We start from the raw sequence: 18209 nt of genomic DNA on the forward strand, positions 1-18209 counted from the left end.
TATCAGCGCACTGCGCCGGCAATCCACGCCGACAGTTCTTTCAGTTCCGCTTCCTGCTCCGGGAAATCGCCGACCAGCGCCTCGCACTGCTGCTGTAATACTTCTGCCCGATACTGACAGCCGACTAAGCGTGCCGCCAGGGCCTCCAGCGGCGCCGGGTTCAGGCTATCGGTAAAGGCCTGCGCGCGGGTGATATGCCCTTTTTCGACGTCAAAATGCAGCTCAACGCCGCCCCAGCGAAAGCGCTCGTCCAGAAGATGAGAGAAGGCCGGCGCCTGGCCGAAGTTCCACTCCCAGCTGCTCTGACGGGCGAAAGTCTCAGCAAAATTTGGTAGATCCGGCGTGTTGTCCGGGGAGATCACCTCGGCGTCCACCCGTTCGCCGTAATGGCTGAAGAATGCTTCCTNNATCGCCTCGCAAACTTGCTGATGGGTAATGCCCGGCAGCAGCTCAACCAGGTTCGCCACCCGTCCGCGCACCGAGGTAATGCCTTTAGCCTGCAGCTTTTTCTGGTCCGGGTTGAGGTAGTTGGCGAGACGGCTTAAATCGGCGTTGAGCAGCAGGGTGCCGTGATGAAAACCGCGGTCCATGGTTTCACGATAGGCGGAGCCGGAGACTTTGCGGTCGCCGCTGTCGGTTTTGACCACCAGATCGTTGCGCCCGGAGGCTTCGGCGGTTACGCCGAGTGAATTAAGCGCCGTCAGCACAATAGCGGTGGAGACGGTTTTGTCGTACTCCGGTTTGCCTGCCATAAAGGTAAAGCAGGTATTGCCGAGGTCGTGGAACACCGCGCCGCCGCCGCTGCTGCGACGGGCCAGCCGCACATGGTCTTCCTCCATGCGGCGGGTATTACACTCCTTCCACGGGTTCTGCGCGCGGCCGATGACCACGGTATCGGCATTGCGCCACAGGAACAGCACCCGCTGGGTGGCGGGCATCTGGCGGAAAATACACTCTTCGACCGCCAGGTTGAACCACGGGTCGTAAGAGTCAGAGAGCAGGAGGCGCAATGTGGACATTATAGATTTCCTTTCTTTTCATCGTCTTCATCCTCAACCGGCTTGTTGGCGGTGAGCAGGAAGGGCGATTGCTGCCAGCGGGTGCGTTTGCCCTGCAGCAGCGTGCGGGTCAGCACCACGCCGATAGCCAGGGACAGCAACAGCATCAGGCGTAAGATATTGGTGGTATTATCCACCTGCTTCGCCTCGGTCGCCAGGGTATGAGTATCGAGGGTCAGACGCAGGTAGCCCAGCGGGCCGTTTTTTCCTGGCACCGGTTCGACAATCTGCTGGTTGAAGTAGCCGCCGGCTTTTTTGCCATCCAGCGCCAGCCGGTCGCGAACCTCGACGCTTTCGCCAGAGCGCGCCACCAGGTCGCCCTGTTCGTCATATACCCCGGCGTCCAGGACGCGGCTGTTATGGGTTAGCTGGGTCAACAGCTGATTGATGCGCTTCTCGTCAGGCGTCTCGCTGCGCATCAGCGGCGCGAGATTCAGCACCACCTGCTGCGCCAGCGTGCGGGCCAGCTCTTCCAGCTGCGGATTGCGTTGTTTCTGACTGTTCTGACTGAACCACGAAGCGCCCTGCATCAGCGCGACGAGCAGGGCGAGACAGATAAGAACAATGACCGCACGATGCAGCCGGAATTTCAGTTTTGCGCGAACCATATTCCACCTTTGAAAATTTGCAGCTTAATGTTGCCAGAAGCGCTGGTTACAAGGTAGCCTCATGCGTTATTTTCCTCGCCTGAATGAAGAGATGTGGAGCCGTAATGCCTAACAGTTTGACCTGGTGCGACCTGCCTGAAGACGTTTCCCTGTGGCCTGGGTTGCCGCTTTCCCTGAGCGGCGACGAGGTCATGCCGCTGGATTATCACGCCGGGCGCAGCGGCTGGCTGCTGTATGGTCGCGGTCTGGATAAACGTCGGCTGACGGCGTGGCAGCGTGAGCTGGGCGCCGCGTTAGTGATCGTTGCCTCCTGGGTGGTCGAGGATTACCAGGTGATCCGTTTGGCCGGTTCGCTGACTCCCCGTGCGACGCGACTGGCGCATGAGGCGGGGCTGGACGTCGCGCCATTGGGTAAAATTCCCCATTTGCGCACCCCGGGCCTGCTGGTGATGGACATGGACTCCACGGCGATTCAGATCGAATGCATCGATGAGATCGCGAAACTGGCCGGCACCGGCGAGCTGGTCTCGGAAGTGACCGAGCGGGCGATGCGTGGCGAGCTGGACTTCACCGCCAGCCTGCGCCAGCGCGTGGCGACGCTGAAAGACGCCGATGCCAGTATTTTACTGCAGGTTCGCGACGCGCTGCCGCTGATGCCGGGCCTGGCGCAGCTGGTGCTCAAGCTGGAAACGCTGGGCTGGAAAGTGGCGATCGCCTCCGGCGGTTTCACCTTCTTTGCCGAGTATCTGCGCGACAAACTGCATCTCGACGCGGTATTCGCCAATGAGCTGGAGATCCGCGACGGCAAGCTCACCGGCAACGTGCTCGGCGATATCGTCGATGCGAAATATAAAGCCAATACGTTGCGCAAGCTGGCGGAAAAGTATGAGATCCCAACGGCGCAAACCGTGGCTATCGGCGATGGCGCCAACGACCTGCCGATGATTAAGGCAGCAGGGCTTGGCATCGCCTATCACGCGAAGCCCAAAGTGAATGAACAGGCGGAAGTGACTATCCGCCACGCTGACCTGATGGGGGTATTCTGTATTCTCTCGGGCAGCATGAACCAAAAGTAAGAGGTAAACGTGGCGAAAGCTCCAAAACGCGCATTTGTCTGTAATGAATGTGGTGCGGATTATCCGCGCTGGCAGGGGCAGTGCAGCGCCTGCCATGCCTGGAACACCATCACCGAGATGCGCATCGCCGCGTCGCCGCAGGTGGCGAGAAACGAGCGTCTTTCAGGCTATGCCGGTAACGCCGGCGTGTCGAAGGTGCAGAAGCTGTCAGATATCAGCCTGGAGGCGCTGCCGCGTTTCTCCACCGGCTTTAAAGAATTTGACCGCGTGCTGGGCGGCGGCGTGGTACCGGGCAGCGCGATCCTGATTGGCGGCAACCCCGGCGCGGGCAAATCGACGCTGCTGCTGCAAACCCTCTGCAAACTGGCGGAAGGGATGAAAACCCTGTACGTCACCGGGGAGGAGTCCCTGCAGCAGGTGGCGATGCGCGCCCATCGTCTCGGGTTGCCAACGGCCAACCTGAACATGCTCTCGGAAACCAGCATTGAGCAGATCTGTCAGATCGCCGATGAAGAAAAGCCGCAGCTGATGGTGATCGACTCCATCCAGGTGATGCATATGGCCGACGTGCAGTCGTCGCCGGGCAGCGTCGCCCAGGTACGGGAAACCGCGGCCTATTTGACGCGCTTTGCTAAAACTCGCGGCGTGGCGATTGTGATGGTCGGCCACGTCACCAAAGACGGCTCGCTGGCCGGTCCGAAGGTGCTGGAGCACTGTATCGACTGCTCGGTGCTGCTGGACGGGGATGCCGACTCCCGCTTCCGCACGTTGCGCAGCCATAAAAACCGCTTTGGCGCGGTGAACGAGCTGGGCGTCTTCGCCATGACCGAGCAGGGCCTGCGCGAAGTGAGCAACCCGTCCGCTATCTTCCTCAGCCGGGGAGATGAAATCACCTCCGGTAGCTCGGTGATGGTGGTCTGGGAAGGGACCCGCCCGCTGCTGGTGGAGATCCAGGCGCTGGTCGATCACTCAATGATGTCCAACCCGCGCCGCGTGGCGGTGGGGCTGGAACAGAACCGTCTGGCGATCCTGCTGGCGGTGCTGCACCGTCACGGCGGCCTACAGATGGCCGATCAGGACGTCTTCGTCAATGTGGTCGGCGGGGTGAAGGTCACGGAAACCAGCGCCGACCTGGCGCTGCTGCTGGCGATGGTCTCCAGCCTGCGCGACCGTCCTCTGCCGCAGGATCTGGTGGTCTTTGGCGAAGTGGGGCTGGCCGGGGAAATTCGCCCGGTACCGAGCGGTCAGGAGCGTATCTCCGAAGCGGCGAAGCACGGCTTCCGCCGCGCCATCGTCCCGGCGGCCAATGTGCCGAAAAAAGTGCCGGAAGGCATGCAAATCTTTGGCGTGAAAAAGCTTTCAGACGCGCTAAGCGTTTTTGACGACTTATAATAAGTTAAAAGGAGATTAGCGATGTCGTCATTTGACTATTTAAAAAGCGCCATTAAGCAGAAAGGCTGTACCCTGCAGCAGGTGGCGGAAGCCAGCGGAATGACCAAGGGGTATCTTAGCCAGCTGCTGAATGCCAAAATCAAAAGCCCGAGCGCGCAGAAGCTTGAAGCGCTGCATCGTTTCCTCGGGCTGGAGTTTCCCCGCCGACAGAAAAGCGTCGGCGTGGTGTTTGGTAAGTTTTACCCGCTGCATACCGGGCATATCTACCTGATACAGCGCGCCTGTAGCCAGGTCGATGAGCTGCATATCATTATGGGCTATGACGATACCCGCGACCGCGAGCTGTTTGAAGAGAGCGCCATGTCGCAACAGCCGACGGTGCCTGACCGCCTGCGCTGGCTGCTACAAACCTTTAAATATCAGAAGAATATTCGCATCCACGCCTTCAATGAAGAGGGGATGGAGCCCTATCCGCACGGCTGGGACGTCTGGAGCCATGGGATCCGCGCTTTTATGAGCGAAAAAGGGATCGAGCCGAACCGGATCTATACCTCGGAAGAGGCCGATGCGCCGCAGTACCTTGAACATCTGGGGATCGAGACGGTGCTTATCGATCCTAAGCGGACCTTTATGAATATTAGCGGCGGGCAGATCCGCGAGAACCCGTTCCGCTACTGGGAATATATTCCGACGGAAGTGAAACCGTTCTTTGTGCGGACGGTGGCGATCCTCGGCGGCGAGTCGAGCGGTAAATCGACGCTGGTCAATAAACTCGCCAATATCTTCAATACCACCAGCGCCTGGGAATATGGCCGGGATTATGTTTTTTCGCATCTCGGCGGCGATGAGATGGCGCTCCAGTATTCGGATTACGATAAAATTGCCCTTGGGCATGCGCAGTATATTGATTTTGCGGTGAAATATGCCAACAAGGTGGCGTTCATCGATACCGACTTCGTCAGCACTCAGGCCTTCTGTCTGAAGTACGAGGGACGTGAGCACCCGTTTGTGCAGGCGCTGATTGATGAATACCGCTTCGACCTGGTGATCCTGCTGGAGAACAATACCCCGTGGGTGGCCGATGGACTGCGCAGTCTTGGGAGCTCGGTGGATCGTAAAGAGTTTCAGTCGTTGCTGGTATCGCTGCTGAAAGAGAACGAGATCGAATTCGTCCATGTGAAGGAGTCGGACTACGATGCCCGGTTCCTGCGCTGCGTCGAGCTGGTGAAACAGCTGATGGGCGAGCAGGGGTAGGGGCTCTGCGGGCTGTAGCCCTCACCCCAACCCTCTCCCAATGGGAGAGGGAGCAAACATTAAAAAAGGCAACTTGCGTTGCCTTTTTGCGTTTTATTTCGCGATACGTTTGTACTTGATTCGCTTCGGCTCCAGCGCGTCGGCGCCGAGAGTGCGTTTCTTGTACTCTTCGTACTCGGTAAAGTTACCTTCGAAGAACTCAACCTTACCTTCATCCTGGTAATCCAGAATGTGGGTGGCAATACGGTCAAGGAACCAGCGGTCGTGCGAGATAACCATCGCGCAGCCCGGGAACTCCAGCAGGGCATTTTCCAGCGCGCGCAGGGTTTCGATATCCAGGTCGTTGGTTGGTTCATCGAGCAGCAGGACGTTACCGCCGACCTGCAGCAGTTTCGCCAGGTGCAGACGACCACGTTCACCGCCGGACAGCTCGCCAACGCGTTTACCCTGGTCGACGCCTTTGAAGTTAAAGCGGCCCACGTAGGCGCGGCTCGGCATCTCGGTGTTGCCGATCTTCATGATATCCAGGCCGCCAGACACTTCTTCCCACACGGTCTTACTGTTGTCCATCGCGTCGCGGAACTGATCGACGGAAGCCAGCTTAACGGTTTCACCCAGGGTGATGGTGCCGGAATCAGGCTGTTCCTGGCCGGACATCATGCGGAAGAGGGTGGATTTACCCGCGCCGTTCGGACCGATGATGCCGACGATAGCGCCTTTCGGTACCGAGAAGCTCAGATCGTCAATCAGAACGCGGTCGCCGTAAGATTTGCGCAGATGGCTGACTTCCAGAACTTTATCGCCCAGACGCGGGCCTGGCGGAATGAACAGTTCGTTAGTTTCGTTACGTTTCTGATATTCAACGTTGTTAAGCTCTTCAAAGCGCGCCAGGCGGGCTTTGCCCTTAGACTGACGGCCTTTCGCGCCCTNGCGAACCCACTCGAGTTCTTTCTCGATAGATTTGCGGCGTGCGGCTTCCTGAGAAGCTTCTTGCGCCAGACGCTGGTCTTTCTGCTCCAGCCAGGAGGAGTAGTTGCCTTCCCACGGAATACCTTCGCCGCGGTCAAGCTCGAGGATCCAGCCGGCGACGTTATCAAGGAAGTAACGGTCGTGGGTAATCGCCACCACGGTGCCTTCGAAGTCGTGCAGGAAGCGTTCCAGCCAGGCGACGGACTCGGCGTCGAGGTGGTTGGTCGGTTCGTCGAGCAGCAGCATATCCGGTTTTTCCAGCAGCAGACGGCACAGCGCGACGCGGCGGCGTTCACCACCGGAAAGATTAGCGATTTTCGCATCCCAGTCCGGCAGGCGCAGGGCGTCGGCCGCGCGCTCCAGCTGGACGTTCAGGTTGTGGCCGTCGTGCGCCTGGATAATCTCTTCGAACTTGCCTTGCTGTGCGGCAAGCTTATCGAAGTCCGCATCCGGCTCGGCGTATTTGGCATAGACTTCGTCCAGACCCTTCAGCGCGTTAACCACTTCGGCGACCGCTTCTTCCACGGACTCGCGCACGGTGTGCTCCGGGTTGAGCTGCGGCTCCNGCGGCAGGTAGCCGATTTTGATGCCGGGCTGCGGACGCGCTTCACCTTCGATCTCGGTGTCGATACCGGCCATGATGCGCAGCAGGGTAGATTTACCGGCGCCGTTCAGACCGAGCACACCGATTTTCGCGCCAGGGAAAAAGCTGAGGGAGATATTTTTCAAAATATGACGTTTCGGCGGAACCACTTTGCCGACACGATGCATGGTATAAACGAATTGAGCCACGTTGGACTTCGCCTCTTTCTATTTTGATAGATAGTTCAAAGCCGAAGTGTAGCCTTTTTCGCGCGCTAATCCCAGCGAGGCGACAGGATTCACAGAAGCGTAAAAAAATGTCCAGGACATGGCGCGTTTAGCGTTGTCTGATTAGCATAAGTAAAGCCGCCTGCCGAACCGGCAGGGGTTTTTAAGCGGCACGATGCTGCGAAAATGCACCGGAAAGAGGAAGAGCTTGTGGAAAAAGCCAAAAAAATGGCGTGGCATCTTTTGGCTGCCAGCGTTGGTTTGTTGACGTTGAGTCAGCTGGCGCATGCGGATTCACTGGATGAACAGCGCAGCCGCTACGCACAAATTAAGCAGGCGTGGGATAACCGGCAGATGGATGTAGTCGACCAGCTGATGCCCACGTTAAGCACCTATCCCCTGTATCCCTATTTGCAGTACCGACAGATCACCGACGATCTGATGAACCAGCCGGCGCTGGTGGTGAAAAACTTTATTGACGCCAATCCGACGCTGCCCCCTGCGCGTTCATTACGTTCGCGCTTCGTGAATGAACTGGCCCGGCGCAGCGACTGGCGCGGCTTGCTGGCGTTTAGCCCGGATAAGCCGACCAGCACCGAGGCGCAGTGCAACTATTACTACGCCAAGCTGAGCGTGGGGCAGTCGCAGGAGGCCTGGAGCGGGGCGAAAGAGCTGTGGCTGACGGGCAAGAATCAGCCCGGCGCCTGTGAACCGCTGTTCAGCGCCTGGCGCGACTCCGGTCAGCAGGATCCGCTGGCATATCTCGAACGGATCCGCCTGGCGATGAAGGCCGGCAATATCGGGCTGGTGAAATCGCTGGCCCAGCAAATGCCCGCCAACTACCAGAGCATCGCCAGCTCCGTGGTCGCCCTGGCTAACGATCCAAACAGCGTCCTCACCTTCGCCCGCACCACCGGGGCGACGGACTTTACCCGTCAGATGGCCGCCGTCGCCTTCGCCAGCGTCGCCCGCCAGGACGTGGAAAATGCCCGCCTGATGATCCCTTCGCTGGTACAGGCTCAGCAGCTCAATGAGGATCAGACCCAGGAACTGCGCGATATTGTCGCCTGGCGCCTGATGGGTAGCGATGTAACCGAAGAGCAGGCCATCTGGCGCGATGACGCAATCATGCGTTCGCAGTCCACGCCGCTGGTGGAGCGGCGGGTACGGATGGCGTTGGGGACGGGCGATCGCCATGGCCTCAACACCTGGCTGGCGCGCCTGCCGATGGAGGCGAAAGAGAAAGACGAATGGCGCTACTGGCAGGCGGATCTGCTGCTGGAGCGCGGCAGGGATGAGGAGGCGCAGGCGATCCTTCGCTCGTTGATGCAACAGCGAGGCTTCTACCCGATGGTCGCCGCGCAGCGTCTTGGCGAGGAGTATACCTTCCGCATCGATAAAGCCTCGGGCACCATCGATCCGGCGCTGGCCTCCGGGCCGGAGATGGCGCGGGTACGTGAGCTGATGTACTGGAATATGGATAACACCGCGCGCACCGAATGGGCCAACCTGGTCACTAGTCGCACCAAATCCCAGCAGGCGCAGCTGGCGCGCTATGCCTTCGATCAGCACTGGTGGGATCTGAGCGTGCAGGCGACGATCGCCGGTAAGCTGTGGGATCAGCTGGAAGAACGTTTCCCGCTGGCCTATAACGACCTGTTTGCCCGCTATGTTAGCGGCAAAGATATTCCGCAGAGCTACGCGATGGCGATTGCCCGTCAGGAGAGCGCCTGGAACCCGAAAGTGCGCTCGCCGGTCGGCGCCAGCGGACTGATGCAGATTATGCCGGGCACCGCGACGCATACCGTCAGTATGTTCAGCATTCCCGGCTACAGCGGCCCGTCGCAGCTGTTGGATCCGGAAACCAACATCAATATCGGCACCAGCTATCTGCAGTACGTTTATCAGCAGTTCGGCAATAACCGTATCTACGCCTCAGCGGCCTATAACGCCGGGCCGGGCCGGGTACGCAGCTGGCAGGGGAACAGCGCCGGACGGATCGACGCCGTGGCGTTTGTCGAGAGTATTCCGTTTTCGGAAACCCGCGGCTACGTGAAGAATGTCCTCTCCTATGACGCCTACTACCGCTACTTTATGGGGCAGCAGGATAAGATCCTCAGCGATGCGGAGTGGCGCCAGCGTTACTGATCGCTGGGAAGTATGTTATGCTTTGTACTCGTTGAAGAGTACATTCGACGGGCAGCGTAAGCTGCCCGTCTCAATATGGTGGCGCGATATGACCCAACAATCTCCCTATTCCGCGGCCGTTGCCGAACAACGTCATCAGGAGTGGCTGCGCTTTGTTGCCCTGCTTCAGCAGGCCTATGCTGAGGATCTGCATCTGCCGTTGCTGCAGCTGATGCTGACGCCCGACGAGCGCGAAGCCCTGGGTACCCGGGTGCGCATTATCGAAGAGTTGCTGCGCGGCGAGATGAGCCAGCGTGAGCTGAAAAATGAGCTCGGCGCCGGAATTGCGACCATTACCCGCGGGTCGAACAGCCTGAAATCGGCGCCGGTAGAGCTGCGCCAGTGGCTGGAGCAGACGCTGCTGGCTAGCGATAAATAGCGTTATGGAACGGGCTTAGCGCCAGCACGACCGCCTGGTGGTAAACGCTGCTGCGGGTTAATCTGCCGCCGGTGAAAACCCCAATCGCCCCCTCTTTACGACCGATCTGATCGATGCCGGTATACTGCGACATGACCGGGCCGAGGGCTTCGCCAGCGCGAACCTGCTCAAGAATAACGTCAGGCAACGGCAGCGTGGCTGAGCGCGCTTCTCCGCGCTGGCTGGCGCTTTCGATGACCACCCAGCTAAAGGTGCTGTCATCGTCGATACCGGCTTCGATAGCTACCCAGAAATCGGCATTTGGCCGGGCAAGGCGCGCATTGGCGACGCGATTTCGTGCGCCAGCGCGCGTTTCCTCGCTGCCGAAGGGCTGTTCCGGCACGCCGCTCTCGACGGCGACGGACTCAATGTGGCAGGATCCTTCGCCGAAAATCTCGTCAAAAGCCTGCAGAATTGCCTGAATTTTGGCGGGATTAGTGGTCGCTGAGACAACATGGTGCATAATCAAAACAACTCAGAATAAACTAACGTCATCGCAGTATACTCTAAATCACCCCGAGGGCAGGCGGTAATGCCCGAAAGCGGTTGATAACGAGTCCAGAACGGAAAAAAAGCATGTTACAAGTATACCTTGTTCGCCACGGTGAAACGCAGTGGAACGCCGAGCGACGTATTCAGGGTCAGTCCGACAGCCCGCTGACCGCCCATGGTGAGCGCCAGGCCTGGCAGGTGGGCGAGCGCGCCAGAACGCTGGGGATCACCCATATTATTACCAGCGATCTGGGACGAACCCGCCGCACAGCAGAGATTATCGCCGAAGCCTGCGGTTGCAGCGTGATCGCCGATGCGCGCCTGCGCGAACTGGATATGGGGGTGCTGGAGAAGCGCCATATCGACTCGCTCAGCGAAGAAGAAGAAGGCTGGCGTCGCCAGCTGGTCAACGGCACACCGGACGGTCGTATTCCGCAGGGCGAATCGATGCAGGAGCTCAGCGAGCGTATGCATGCGGCGCTGGCATCCTGTCTGGAATTACCCGCCGGTAGCCGGCCGCTGCTGGTGAGTCATGGGATCGCGCTGGGCTGCCTGGTGAGCACGATATTAGGGCTGCCGGCGTACGCTGAGCGTCGTCTGCGGCTGCGCAACTGCTCTATTTCGCGCGTCGACTATCAGCAAAGCCCGTGGCTGGCTTCCGGCTGGGTGGTGGAAACGGCGGGCGACGTCTCGCATCTTGACGCCCCCGCAATGGACGAGCTGCAGCGTTAACGGCGGATCGGGATCAGATACTCGCAGCGCAACTGAATCGGCGTGGCCTGATCCCGGCTTTCATCTTCAGGGTAGAAGCGTTCAATATCCAGCCCCTTGCGACGCGTCAGGTTCAGCATCGGCATGCAGGTGCCGTAGACGGTCAGGATGAATTCCTGCAGACCGGTACCCAGCCCTTCATACGTAAACATGACATACTCGCCGCCTTCCAGGGTCACTGGATGGGCATGCTGCAGGTGGCCGTTAGCCATCTCCGGCGTCAGCGCGGTGGTATAGAATACTTCCTGCTCATCGTCTTTTTCCAGGCTCGGACGCGGCTCATGCAGCCCGTAGAGTACCGGGGGGATTGACGGTGAGTTGCCGAGGAAGTCTCGCCAGAACTGGACCCGCATCTGGTTACGAAAATCGGAGATTTCCTCGAGCTTACAGGTATAGCTCTGGGTCACGCCAAGCAGCTGAGTAGGGGGCAGAGTGATAAACTCATGTTTCGGCAGGGTAAATTCGCCAAGACGCAGCGGCGGGCGCATACCGAACGAGCTCCAGTCCGGCGAGCGGCGGTAGAGCGCCGGCGTCAGCGAGAATTGCTTCTTAAACGCTCGGGTGAAGGTCTGCTGGGAGTCGAAACGGTACTGCAGCGCAATATCAAGGATTGGACGGGCGGTCAGGCGTAATGCGACAGCAGATTTCGACAAGCGGCGCGCGCGAATATAGGCACCGATGGCATGGCCGGTGACATCCTTAAACATTCGCTGCAAATGCCACTTGGAATAACCTGCCTTCGCCGCCACATTATCCAGAGAAAGCGGCTGATCCAGGTGACCTTCCAGCCAGCTAAGGAGATCGCGAATAATCCCTGCTTGATCCATAAAATGTCCCCATCCTTAAACACAGGTGCCTGATATTAAAGTAGCGGATAATAGCATTTTTTGATGTTTTAGCATTCAGTGTTTTTTTTGCTTTTAAATGCGGTAGGTCAGGGGATTTGAACGATAATTTTGTAAAGCTGTGATCTATAAACCTTTTCTGCTAAGTGCGTGATAATCACTCAGCTATATTTTTTAATAATGGTAACAATATGAAATACAAGAAGTTTGCGATGGGGCTGCTCCTGCTGGCCGGTAGCCAGCTGGCTCAGGCGGAGCAGATTGGTTCCGTGGATACGGTCTTCAAATGGTTAGGGCCGGATCACAAAATCGTCGTCGAAGCCTTTGACGATCCGGATGTACAGAACGTGACCTGCTATATCAGCCGGGCGAAAACCGGTGGCATCAAAGGCGGGCTGGGGCTAGCGGAAGATACCTCTGACGCGGCGATTTCCTGCCAGCAGGTCGGGCCGATTGAGCTAACGGACAAAATCAAAAACGGCAAAAGCCAGGGCGACGTGGTGTTCCAGAAGCGCACCTCGCTGGTGTTTAAAAAACTGCAGGTCGTGCGTTTCTATGATGCGAAGCGCAATGCGCTGGTCTATCTGACCTACTCGGATAAAGTGGTTGATGGCTCGCCGAAGAACGCCATCAGCGCCGTGCCGATCATGCCATGGAATAAATAAACGGGAGCGCGCATGCAGCAGCCACGGATTTGGTTAGTTGAGGATGAACAGAGTATCGCTGATACCCTGGTTTACATGCTGCAGCAGGAGGGCTTCCTGGTCAGCGTCTTTGGCCGCGGTTTGCCCGCGCTGGAGGCGGCGGCGCATCAGGCGCCAGATGTCGCCATCCTCGACGTCGGCTTGCCGGATATCAGCGGCTTCGAGCTCTGTCGGCGTCTGCTGACGCGTTATCCGGCGCTGCCGGTGCTGTTTTTGACGGCGCGTAGCGACGAGGTCGATAAGCTGCTGGGGCTGGAAATCGGCGCTGACGATTACATCGCCAAGCCGTTTTCACCACGCGAAGTCTGCGCGCGGGTGCGAACCGTGCTGCGGCGGCTGCAGAAGTTTGCCGCGCCATCGCCGGTGGTACGCGTCGGCGAGTTTGTGCTCGATGAGCAGGCGGCGGCGATCAGCTGGTTCGGCCAGCCGCTGAATCTGACGCGCTACGAATTTCTGCTGCTGAAAACCCTGCTTCACGCGCCCGGTCGCGTCTTCTCCCGTCAGCAGCTGATGGAGCTGGTGTGGATCGATGCCTGGGAAAGCCTCGACCGTACCGTCGATACCCATATCAAAACCCTGCGCGCTAAGCTGCGGGCTGTGAATCCTGAAAAGGCGCCAATCAATACCCATCGCGGTATGGGCTATAGCCTGGGGCGCGGCTGATGCGCATCGGCATGCGCCTGCTGCTGGGCTATTTTCTTATCGTCGCGATCGCCGCGTGGTTTGTGCTGTCGATCTTTGTCCAGGAAGTGAAGCCGGGCGTGCGCCGGGCGACAGAGGGGACCCTCAATGATACCGCTACCCTGTTGGCGGCGCTGGCGCGTGAGGATCTGCTGGCGGCAAACCCGCAGCAGGGCAGGCTGGCGCAGGCCTTTCACCAGCTCAACCAGCAGCCGCTCAACGCCAATATTGGCGGAATTAAAAAGGTACGTAATGAGTACCGCGTCTATCTGACCGATGCCCGGGGCAAGGTGGTGTTTGACTCCAGCGGGCAGGCGACAGGGCAGGACTATTCGCGCTGGAACGATGTCTGGCTCACCCTGCGCGGCCAGTACGGCGCGCGCAGTACGCGCAGCGATCCGCATGATGAAGCCAGCTCGGTGATGTATATCGCCGCGCCGGTGATGGATAAGGGGCGGATTATCGGCGTGCTGAGCGTCGGTAAACCCAACCTGGCGATGACGCCGGTCATTAAGCGCAGCGAGCGGCGGATCCTCTGGGCCGGCGGCGCCCTGCTGGGCATTGCGCTGTTGATTGGCGGCGGCGTCGTCTGGTGGATCAATTTCTCTATCGGCAAGCTGGTGCGCTATGCGGACTCGGTGACCGCTGAGCGCCCGCTGCCGCTGCCGGAGGTTGGCAGCAGCGAATTGCGCAAGCTGGCCCAGGCTCTGGAGAGCATGCGGGTAAAGCTCGAAGGTAAGAATGCCATCGAAAACTATGTCTATGACCTGACCCATGAACTGAAAAGCCCGCTGGCGGCCATCCGCGGCGCGGCGGAGATCCTGCGCGAAGGGCCGCCGTCTGAGGTGGCGGCGCGGTTTACTGATAATATCCTCGCGCAAAACACCCGGATGCAACTGCTGGTGGAGCGGCTGCTCCAGCAGGCGAGACTGGAAAGCCGGCTGGAGATAAAGCAGCATCCGGTGTCGATAGATGCGCTATACCAACGGCTGACGGAGGAGCGCAACATCGCTCTGGCGGCGAAAGCTATCACCCTGCGCTGGCGGGAGAGTGGGATGCTGGTCAATGGCGATGGCGAGCTGCTGGCCCAGGCGCTGGGTAATCTGCTCGACAACGCGATTGACTTTACCCCCCAGGGCGGTGAGATCGCCCTGGCTGCGGAGAAGCGAAATGAAGAGGTGCAATTGAGCGTTATCGACAACGGGTGCGGTATTCCGGACTATGCCCTGGAACGAATCTTTGAGCGATTCTATTCGCTGCCGCGCGAAGACGGCCATAAGAGCAGCGGCCTTGGGCTGGCGTTCGTTCGTGAAGTCGCGCGCCTGCATCACGGCGATATCAATCTGCACAATCGGCCCGAAGGCGGCGTGGTCGCCACGCTGCGACTTCACCGTCCCTTCACATAGCTTCAAATTCTCCCCACACAGCCGTCCTATTGTGAGGCCATCACGATAGGGAGAAAGGCTATGTTGAAATCACCGTTATTCTGGAAAATCACCACGTTAATAGGCTGTATTGTGCTGCTATCTTTGCCGTTAATGATGGTCAGGGAGCTTATTAATGAGCGAGCGGATTATCGTAGCGAAGTGGTGGACGCCATTGAGCAAAGCACCAGCGGCTCGCAAAAACTCGCCGGACCGCTGATCGCTATTCCGATAACCGAGACCCTGTCCCGCATGGAGAACCAAAAAGAGGTCAACTATCAGCGGAGCTGGGTGTATTACTGGCTGCCGGAGTCGCTGGCGGTCACCGGCAAACAGACCGTGGAGTCGAGGAGGGTGGGCATCTACAGCGGCCAGGTCTGGCATAACGCCTTGCAGATTAAGGCCTCGTTTGATCCGCTGCGTCTGGCGGCGCTGAGAAAAACGAATATCGTCTTAGGCCAGCCGCGGCTGGTGGTGAGCGTCGGCGATGCCCGCGGCATTGGCGCCATCCATGCCCCGGAGGTCAACGGTAACGTATTAAGCGTGGAGCCGGGGCTGGGGATAAGCGGCGATGGCGCAGGTATTCATATGCCAATGCCTGCGCTGGCGGAGGACAACAAGCCGCTTGAGATTGCCTTTTCACTCGATCTGAACGGGACGGGAGAGTTTTCACTGGTGCCGCTCGGGCGTAACAGCGAGCTGCAGCTGACCAGTAACTGGCCGCATCCCGGTTTTCTCGGCAGCTTCCTGCCAACGCAACGGGAAGTGAGTGCTGCCGGCTATCGCGCCCACTGGCAAAGCAGCTGGTTCGCCAACGATATGGGGAGCTATTTCAAGGATGATATGGAGATCCCGTGGTCGCGACTGCCGGCGTTCAGTGCCGATGTGATGTCCCTTGCCGACCAGTACCAGCTAACCGATCGGGCGACAAAATATGCCATCCTGTTAATCGGGCTGACCTTTATGGCTTTTTTCGTGTTCGAGAGCCTGACCCGTCGTCCCCTGCATCCGATGCAATATCTGCTGGTGGGCTTATCGCTGGTGCTGTTTTACCTGGTGCTGCTGGCGCTCTCAGAGCACATTGGTTTTACCGCCGCCTGGCTGGCGGCCAGCCTGTCTGGCGCGGTGATGAATGGGATCTACCTTCAGGCAGTGCTCAGAGGATGGCGTAACAGCCTGCTGTTTGTCGCCGCGCTACTGCTGCTGGATGGCGTGATGTGGTTTCTGTTGCATTCTGAGGATAGCGCGCTGCTGCTGGGTACCGGGGTGCTGGCGCTGGCGCTGAGCGTCCTGATGTTTTTGACCCGTCGCGTGGACTGGTATGCGTTATCGCTGCCGAAAGGCACAGTGCCTCCGACACCGGCTGCCGATGAGGATAAGCTGCGTCTCTGGAAAGAGTGACGGCATAAAAAACGGCGCCCCTGGGGCGCCGTTTTCGCATCATGGCTGCGGAATAAATCGTATTATTCCTGCAGATCGCCACAGAAACGGTAGCCTTCACCGTGAATGGTAGCGATGATTTCCGGGGTATCCGGAGTGGATTCGAAGTGTTTACGAATCCGACGAATGGTCACGTCAACGGTACGGTCATGCGGCTTCAGCTCGCGACCGGTCATTTTCTTCAGCAGCTCGGCACGAGACTGAATTTTGCCCGGGTTTTCGCAGAAGTGCAGCATCGCGCGGAATTCACTGCGCGGCAGCTTGTACTGTTCGCCGTTCGGGCTAACCAGGGAACGGCTATTGATATCGAGTTCCCAGCCGTTGAACTTGTAGCTTTCTACGCTGCGACGCTCTTCGCTCACGGTACCGAGGTTCATGGTACGGGAGAGCAGGTTGCGCGCGCGGATAGTCAGTTCACGCGGGTTAAACGGTTTAGTGATATAGTCGTCAGCGCCGATTTCGAGGCCAAGGATCTTATCCACTTCGTTGTCGCGGCCGGTTAAGAACATCAGCGCGACGTCTGCCTGCTCGCGCAGCTCGCGCGCCAGCAGAAGACCATTTTTACCCGGCAGGTTGATATCCATGATCACCAGGTTGATATCATTTTCAGACAGGATCTGATGCATTTCCGCGCCATCGGTCGCTTCGAATACATCGTAACCTTCTGCTTCGAAAATACTTTTTAACGTGTTGCGTGTTACCAACTCGTCTTCAACGATAAGAATGTGCGGGGTCTGCATGTTTGCTACCTAAATTGCCAACTAAATCGAAACAGGAAGTACCAAAGTCCCTGACCTGCCTGCTGCATGTCGCAAATTAACATGCGCGGCGTAACATGACTAAAGTACGTAATTGCGTTCTTGATGCACTTTCCATCAACGTCAACAACATCATTAGCTTGGTCGTGGGTACTTTCCCTCTGGACCCGACGGTGTCAAAAACGGCTGACATCCTAACCATTTTAACAGCAACATAACAGGCTAAGAGAGGCCGAACACCCAATAAAACTACGCTTCGTTGACATATATCAAGTTCAATTGTAGCACGTTAACAGTCTTGTGAAATCATTGCATCGCCATGCTCTTTATAGTCACAATCTTTACCCGGCTCAACTAGTTGCGTGGATAAATTAATAAATACAGTGAATCCAAAACCTGAAACGATGCATCAGATGAAATTGCATTGCCCATCATATGGATAAATGGGTTCTGTTAACATACTCCTTGTCACGGCCTCCTGAGAACAGTTTAGATTTTTTTATGGGTAAGAAAACGCAATTTTAGTGATTTTTGTTGCAAATTTGTAAATTTTCACCGCGTAAAATGGGGGGCGCTGCGCCTCGATAACGCCTGAGAGAGAGAAAGAAACCGCAATGCGTTTAACGATTATTTTAGTCGGTCCTGCCCGGGCCGAGAACGTCGGCGCTGCCGCCAGGGCGATGAAAACCATGGGATTTCGCGAACTACGGATCGTCGATAGCGAAGCCCACCTGGCGCCGCCGGCACGCTGGGTGGCGCATGGCTCAGGCGACATCCTCGATGGTATCACCACCTATCCCACCCTTGCCGAGGCGCTGCATGACGTTGATTTTACCGTCGCCACCACCGCCCGCAGCCGCGCGCGTTTTCACTATTACGCCACGCCGCAGCAGCTGTTGCCGCTGCTGGAGGAGAAGGCGCAGTGGATGACGCACGCGGCGCTGGTTTTTGGCCGTGAAGACTCCGGGTTGAGCAATGAGGAGCTGGCGCTGGCTGATGTGTTGACCGGTGTGCCGATGGCTGCGGATTATCCGTCGCTGAATCTCGGCCAGTCGGTGATGGTCTACTGTTATCAATTAGCATCGCTAATGCAACAAACGGCGCCCGCCGCCGCTGCGGCAGACCATCATCAGCTGCAGGCCTTACGTACTCGTACCCTGGCGTTACTTTCGCGTTTGGGCGTGGAGGATGATGCCAAACTGGCCGACTGGTTGTCGCAACGGCTGGGCCTGCTGCAGCAGCGCGACACGGCAATGTTGCATCGTTTGCTGCATGATATTGAAAAAAACCTGCCAGAATAAAACTCTGTCATATTTTTTATT

At 58.0% G+C, this 18209-nt stretch carries 18 protein-coding genes; 12 read left to right on the forward strand and 6 right to left on the reverse strand.

Annotation, left to right across the window (positions count from 1 at the left end; translation table 11 throughout):
• Positions 1–2 precede the first annotated feature (2 nt).
• Positions 3–1019, reverse strand: coding sequence for a lipoate--protein ligase LplA (gene lplA, locus VZP09_RS24230; protein WP_328795450.1), 1017 nt, complete (start codon positions 1017–1019; stop codon positions 3–5).
• Complete coding sequence (locus tag VZP09_RS24235; protein ID WP_002887794.1) at positions 1019–1666, reverse strand: YtjB family periplasmic protein; 648 nt, start codon at positions 1664–1666, stop codon at positions 1019–1021. The genes lplA and VZP09_RS24235 overlap by 1 nt, the downstream gene beginning before the upstream one ends.
• Before the next feature lie 104 nt (positions 1667–1770).
• Here VZP09_RS24235 and serB point away from each other — a divergent pair, with 104 nt between their 5' ends.
• From serB to nadR, 3 genes are read left to right on the forward strand one after another with little or no spacing between them, the layout of a single operon-like run.
• Positions 1771–2742 carry a phosphoserine phosphatase gene (serB, locus tag VZP09_RS24240; RefSeq protein WP_004177487.1) on the forward strand — a complete coding sequence of 324 codons (972 nt, stop codon included), beginning with the start codon at positions 1771–1773 and terminating at the stop codon, positions 2740–2742.
• A 9-nt stretch (positions 2743–2751) separates the two neighbouring features.
• Positions 2752–4134 (forward strand): DNA repair protein RadA, encoded by a 1383-nt coding sequence (radA, locus tag VZP09_RS24245; RefSeq protein WP_002887800.1) that lies wholly within the window; start codon positions 2752–2754, stop codon positions 4132–4134.
• Positions 4135–4155: 21 nt separating this feature from the next.
• The gene (gene nadR, locus VZP09_RS24250; RefSeq protein WP_002887802.1) at positions 4156–5388 is read left to right on the forward strand and encodes a multifunctional transcriptional regulator/nicotinamide-nucleotide adenylyltransferase/ribosylnicotinamide kinase NadR; all 1233 of its coding nucleotides are present in this window, start codon (positions 4156–4158) and stop codon (positions 5386–5388) included.
• Positions 5389–5481: 93 nt separating this feature from the next.
• Here nadR and ettA read toward each other — a convergent pair whose 3' ends face one another.
• Positions 5482–7149 (reverse strand): energy-dependent translational throttle protein EttA, encoded by a 1668-nt coding sequence (gene ettA / locus VZP09_RS24255; protein ID WP_328795451.1) that lies wholly within the window; start codon positions 7147–7149, stop codon positions 5482–5484.
• Between the two features lie 228 nt (positions 7150–7377).
• On the opposite strand from ettA, the gene sltY reads away from it, so the two are divergent.
• A complete protein-coding gene (gene sltY, locus VZP09_RS24260; protein WP_328795452.1) occupies positions 7378–9315 on the forward strand; it encodes a murein transglycosylase in 1938 nt (645 codons plus the stop codon).
• 88 nt (positions 9316–9403) lie between these two features.
• Complete coding sequence (gene trpR / locus VZP09_RS24265) at positions 9404–9733, forward strand: trp operon repressor (RefSeq protein WP_002887809.1); 330 nt, start codon at positions 9404–9406, stop codon at positions 9731–9733.
• Here trpR and yjjX read toward each other — a convergent pair.
• Positions 9720–10235: an inosine/xanthosine triphosphatase gene (yjjX, locus tag VZP09_RS24270; protein ID WP_004178555.1), complete on the reverse strand. Its 516-nt coding sequence runs from the start codon at positions 10233–10235 to the stop codon at positions 9720–9722. The genes trpR and yjjX overlap by 14 nt on opposite strands.
• A 113-nt stretch (positions 10236–10348) precedes the next feature.
• On the opposite strand from yjjX, the gene gpmB reads away from it, so the two are divergent.
• Positions 10349–10996 carry a 2,3-diphosphoglycerate-dependent phosphoglycerate mutase GpmB gene (gene gpmB, locus VZP09_RS24275; protein WP_002887811.1) on the forward strand — a complete coding sequence of 216 codons (648 nt, stop codon included), beginning with the start codon at positions 10349–10351 and terminating at the stop codon, positions 10994–10996.
• On the opposite strand, the gene robA is transcribed toward gpmB, so the two are convergent.
• Positions 10993–11862, reverse strand: coding sequence for an MDR efflux pump AcrAB transcriptional activator RobA (gene robA / locus VZP09_RS24280; RefSeq protein WP_002887812.1), 870 nt, complete (start codon positions 11860–11862; stop codon positions 10993–10995). The genes gpmB and robA overlap by 4 nt on opposite strands.
• Positions 11863–12071: 209 nt before the next feature.
• Between robA and creA the strand changes: the two genes are divergently transcribed.
• Genes creA through creD form a run of 4 tightly spaced genes read left to right on the forward strand, consistent with a single transcriptional unit; the run spans position 12072 to position 16090 of the window.
• On the forward strand, positions 12072–12545 hold the full coding sequence (gene creA, locus VZP09_RS24285; RefSeq protein ID WP_002887814.1) for a protein CreA: 474 nt from the start codon (positions 12072–12074) through the stop codon (positions 12543–12545).
• Positions 12546–12557: 12 nt separating this feature from the next.
• Positions 12558–13247, forward strand: coding sequence for a two-component system response regulator CreB (creB, locus tag VZP09_RS24290; protein ID WP_032417861.1), 690 nt, complete (start codon positions 12558–12560; stop codon positions 13245–13247).
• Positions 13247–14671 (forward strand): two-component system sensor histidine kinase CreC, encoded by a 1425-nt coding sequence (gene creC, locus VZP09_RS24295; RefSeq protein WP_004146982.1) that lies wholly within the window; start codon positions 13247–13249, stop codon positions 14669–14671. The genes creB and creC overlap by 1 nt, the downstream gene beginning before the upstream one ends.
• A 60-nt stretch (positions 14672–14731) precedes the next feature.
• A complete protein-coding gene (creD, locus tag VZP09_RS24300; protein WP_048975513.1) occupies positions 14732–16090 on the forward strand; it encodes a cell envelope integrity protein CreD in 1359 nt (452 codons plus the stop codon).
• A gap of 62 nt (positions 16091–16152) precedes the next feature.
• Here creD and arcA read toward each other — a convergent pair whose 3' ends face one another.
• Positions 16153–16869 carry a two-component system response regulator ArcA gene (gene arcA, locus VZP09_RS24305; protein ID WP_002887843.1) on the reverse strand — a complete coding sequence of 239 codons (717 nt, stop codon included), beginning with the start codon at positions 16867–16869 and terminating at the stop codon, positions 16153–16155.
• 95 nt (positions 16870–16964) lie between these two features.
• On the opposite strand from arcA, the gene yjjY reads away from it, so the two are divergent.
• Positions 16965–17105, forward strand: coding sequence for a protein YjjY (yjjY, locus tag VZP09_RS24310; protein WP_004146984.1), 141 nt, complete (start codon positions 16965–16967; stop codon positions 17103–17105).
• A gap of 396 nt (positions 17106–17501) precedes the next feature.
• Positions 17502–18188, forward strand: a complete 687-nt coding sequence (locus VZP09_RS24315; protein WP_004182880.1) for a tRNA/rRNA methyltransferase — start codon at positions 17502–17504, stop codon at positions 18186–18188.
• The last annotated feature ends 21 nt before the right edge of the window (positions 18189–18209 follow it).

This window comes from Klebsiella sp. EMBS2024 (genome assembly GCF_036233805.1).
GTDB classification, from domain to species: Bacteria; Pseudomonadota; Gammaproteobacteria; order Enterobacterales; family Enterobacteriaceae; genus Klebsiella; species Klebsiella pneumoniae.

What these genes read in the sequence shown, in the direction of transcription:
- creC (WP_004146982.1), top strand. Translation starts at nt 13,247, where the DNA reads ATGCGCATCGGCATGCGCCTGCTGCTGGGCTATTTTCTTATCGTCGCG.
- robA (WP_002887812.1), bottom strand. Translation starts at nt 11,862, where the DNA reads ATGGATCAAGCAGGGATTATTCGCGATCTCCTTAGCTGGCTGGAAGGT.
- arcA (WP_002887843.1), bottom strand. Translation starts at nt 16,869, where the DNA reads ATGCAGACCCCGCACATTCTTATCGTTGAAGACGAGTTGGTAACACGC.
- yjjX (WP_004178555.1), bottom strand. Translation starts at nt 10,235, where the DNA reads ATGCACCATGTTGTCTCAGCGACCACTAATCCCGCCAAAATTCAGGCA.
- VZP09_RS24315 (WP_004182880.1), top strand. Translation starts at nt 17,502, where the DNA reads ATGCGTTTAACGATTATTTTAGTCGGTCCTGCCCGGGCCGAGAACGTC.
- yjjY (WP_004146984.1), top strand. Translation starts at nt 16,965, where the DNA reads ATGACTAAAGTACGTAATTGCGTTCTTGATGCACTTTCCATCAACGTC.
- gpmB (WP_002887811.1), top strand. Translation starts at nt 10,349, where the DNA reads ATGTTACAAGTATACCTTGTTCGCCACGGTGAAACGCAGTGGAACGCC.
- nadR (WP_002887802.1), top strand. Translation starts at nt 4,156, where the DNA reads ATGTCGTCATTTGACTATTTAAAAAGCGCCATTAAGCAGAAAGGCTGT.
- creA (WP_002887814.1), top strand. Translation starts at nt 12,072, where the DNA reads ATGAAATACAAGAAGTTTGCGATGGGGCTGCTCCTGCTGGCCGGTAGC.
- trpR (WP_002887809.1), top strand. Translation starts at nt 9,404, where the DNA reads ATGACCCAACAATCTCCCTATTCCGCGGCCGTTGCCGAACAACGTCAT.
- VZP09_RS24235 (WP_002887794.1), bottom strand. Translation starts at nt 1,666, where the DNA reads ATGGTTCGCGCAAAACTGAAATTCCGGCTGCATCGTGCGGTCATTGTT.
- creB (WP_032417861.1), top strand. Translation starts at nt 12,558, where the DNA reads ATGCAGCAGCCACGGATTTGGTTAGTTGAGGATGAACAGAGTATCGCT.
- creD (WP_048975513.1), top strand. Translation starts at nt 14,732, where the DNA reads ATGTTGAAATCACCGTTATTCTGGAAAATCACCACGTTAATAGGCTGT.
- serB (WP_004177487.1), top strand. Translation starts at nt 1,771, where the DNA reads ATGCCTAACAGTTTGACCTGGTGCGACCTGCCTGAAGACGTTTCCCTG.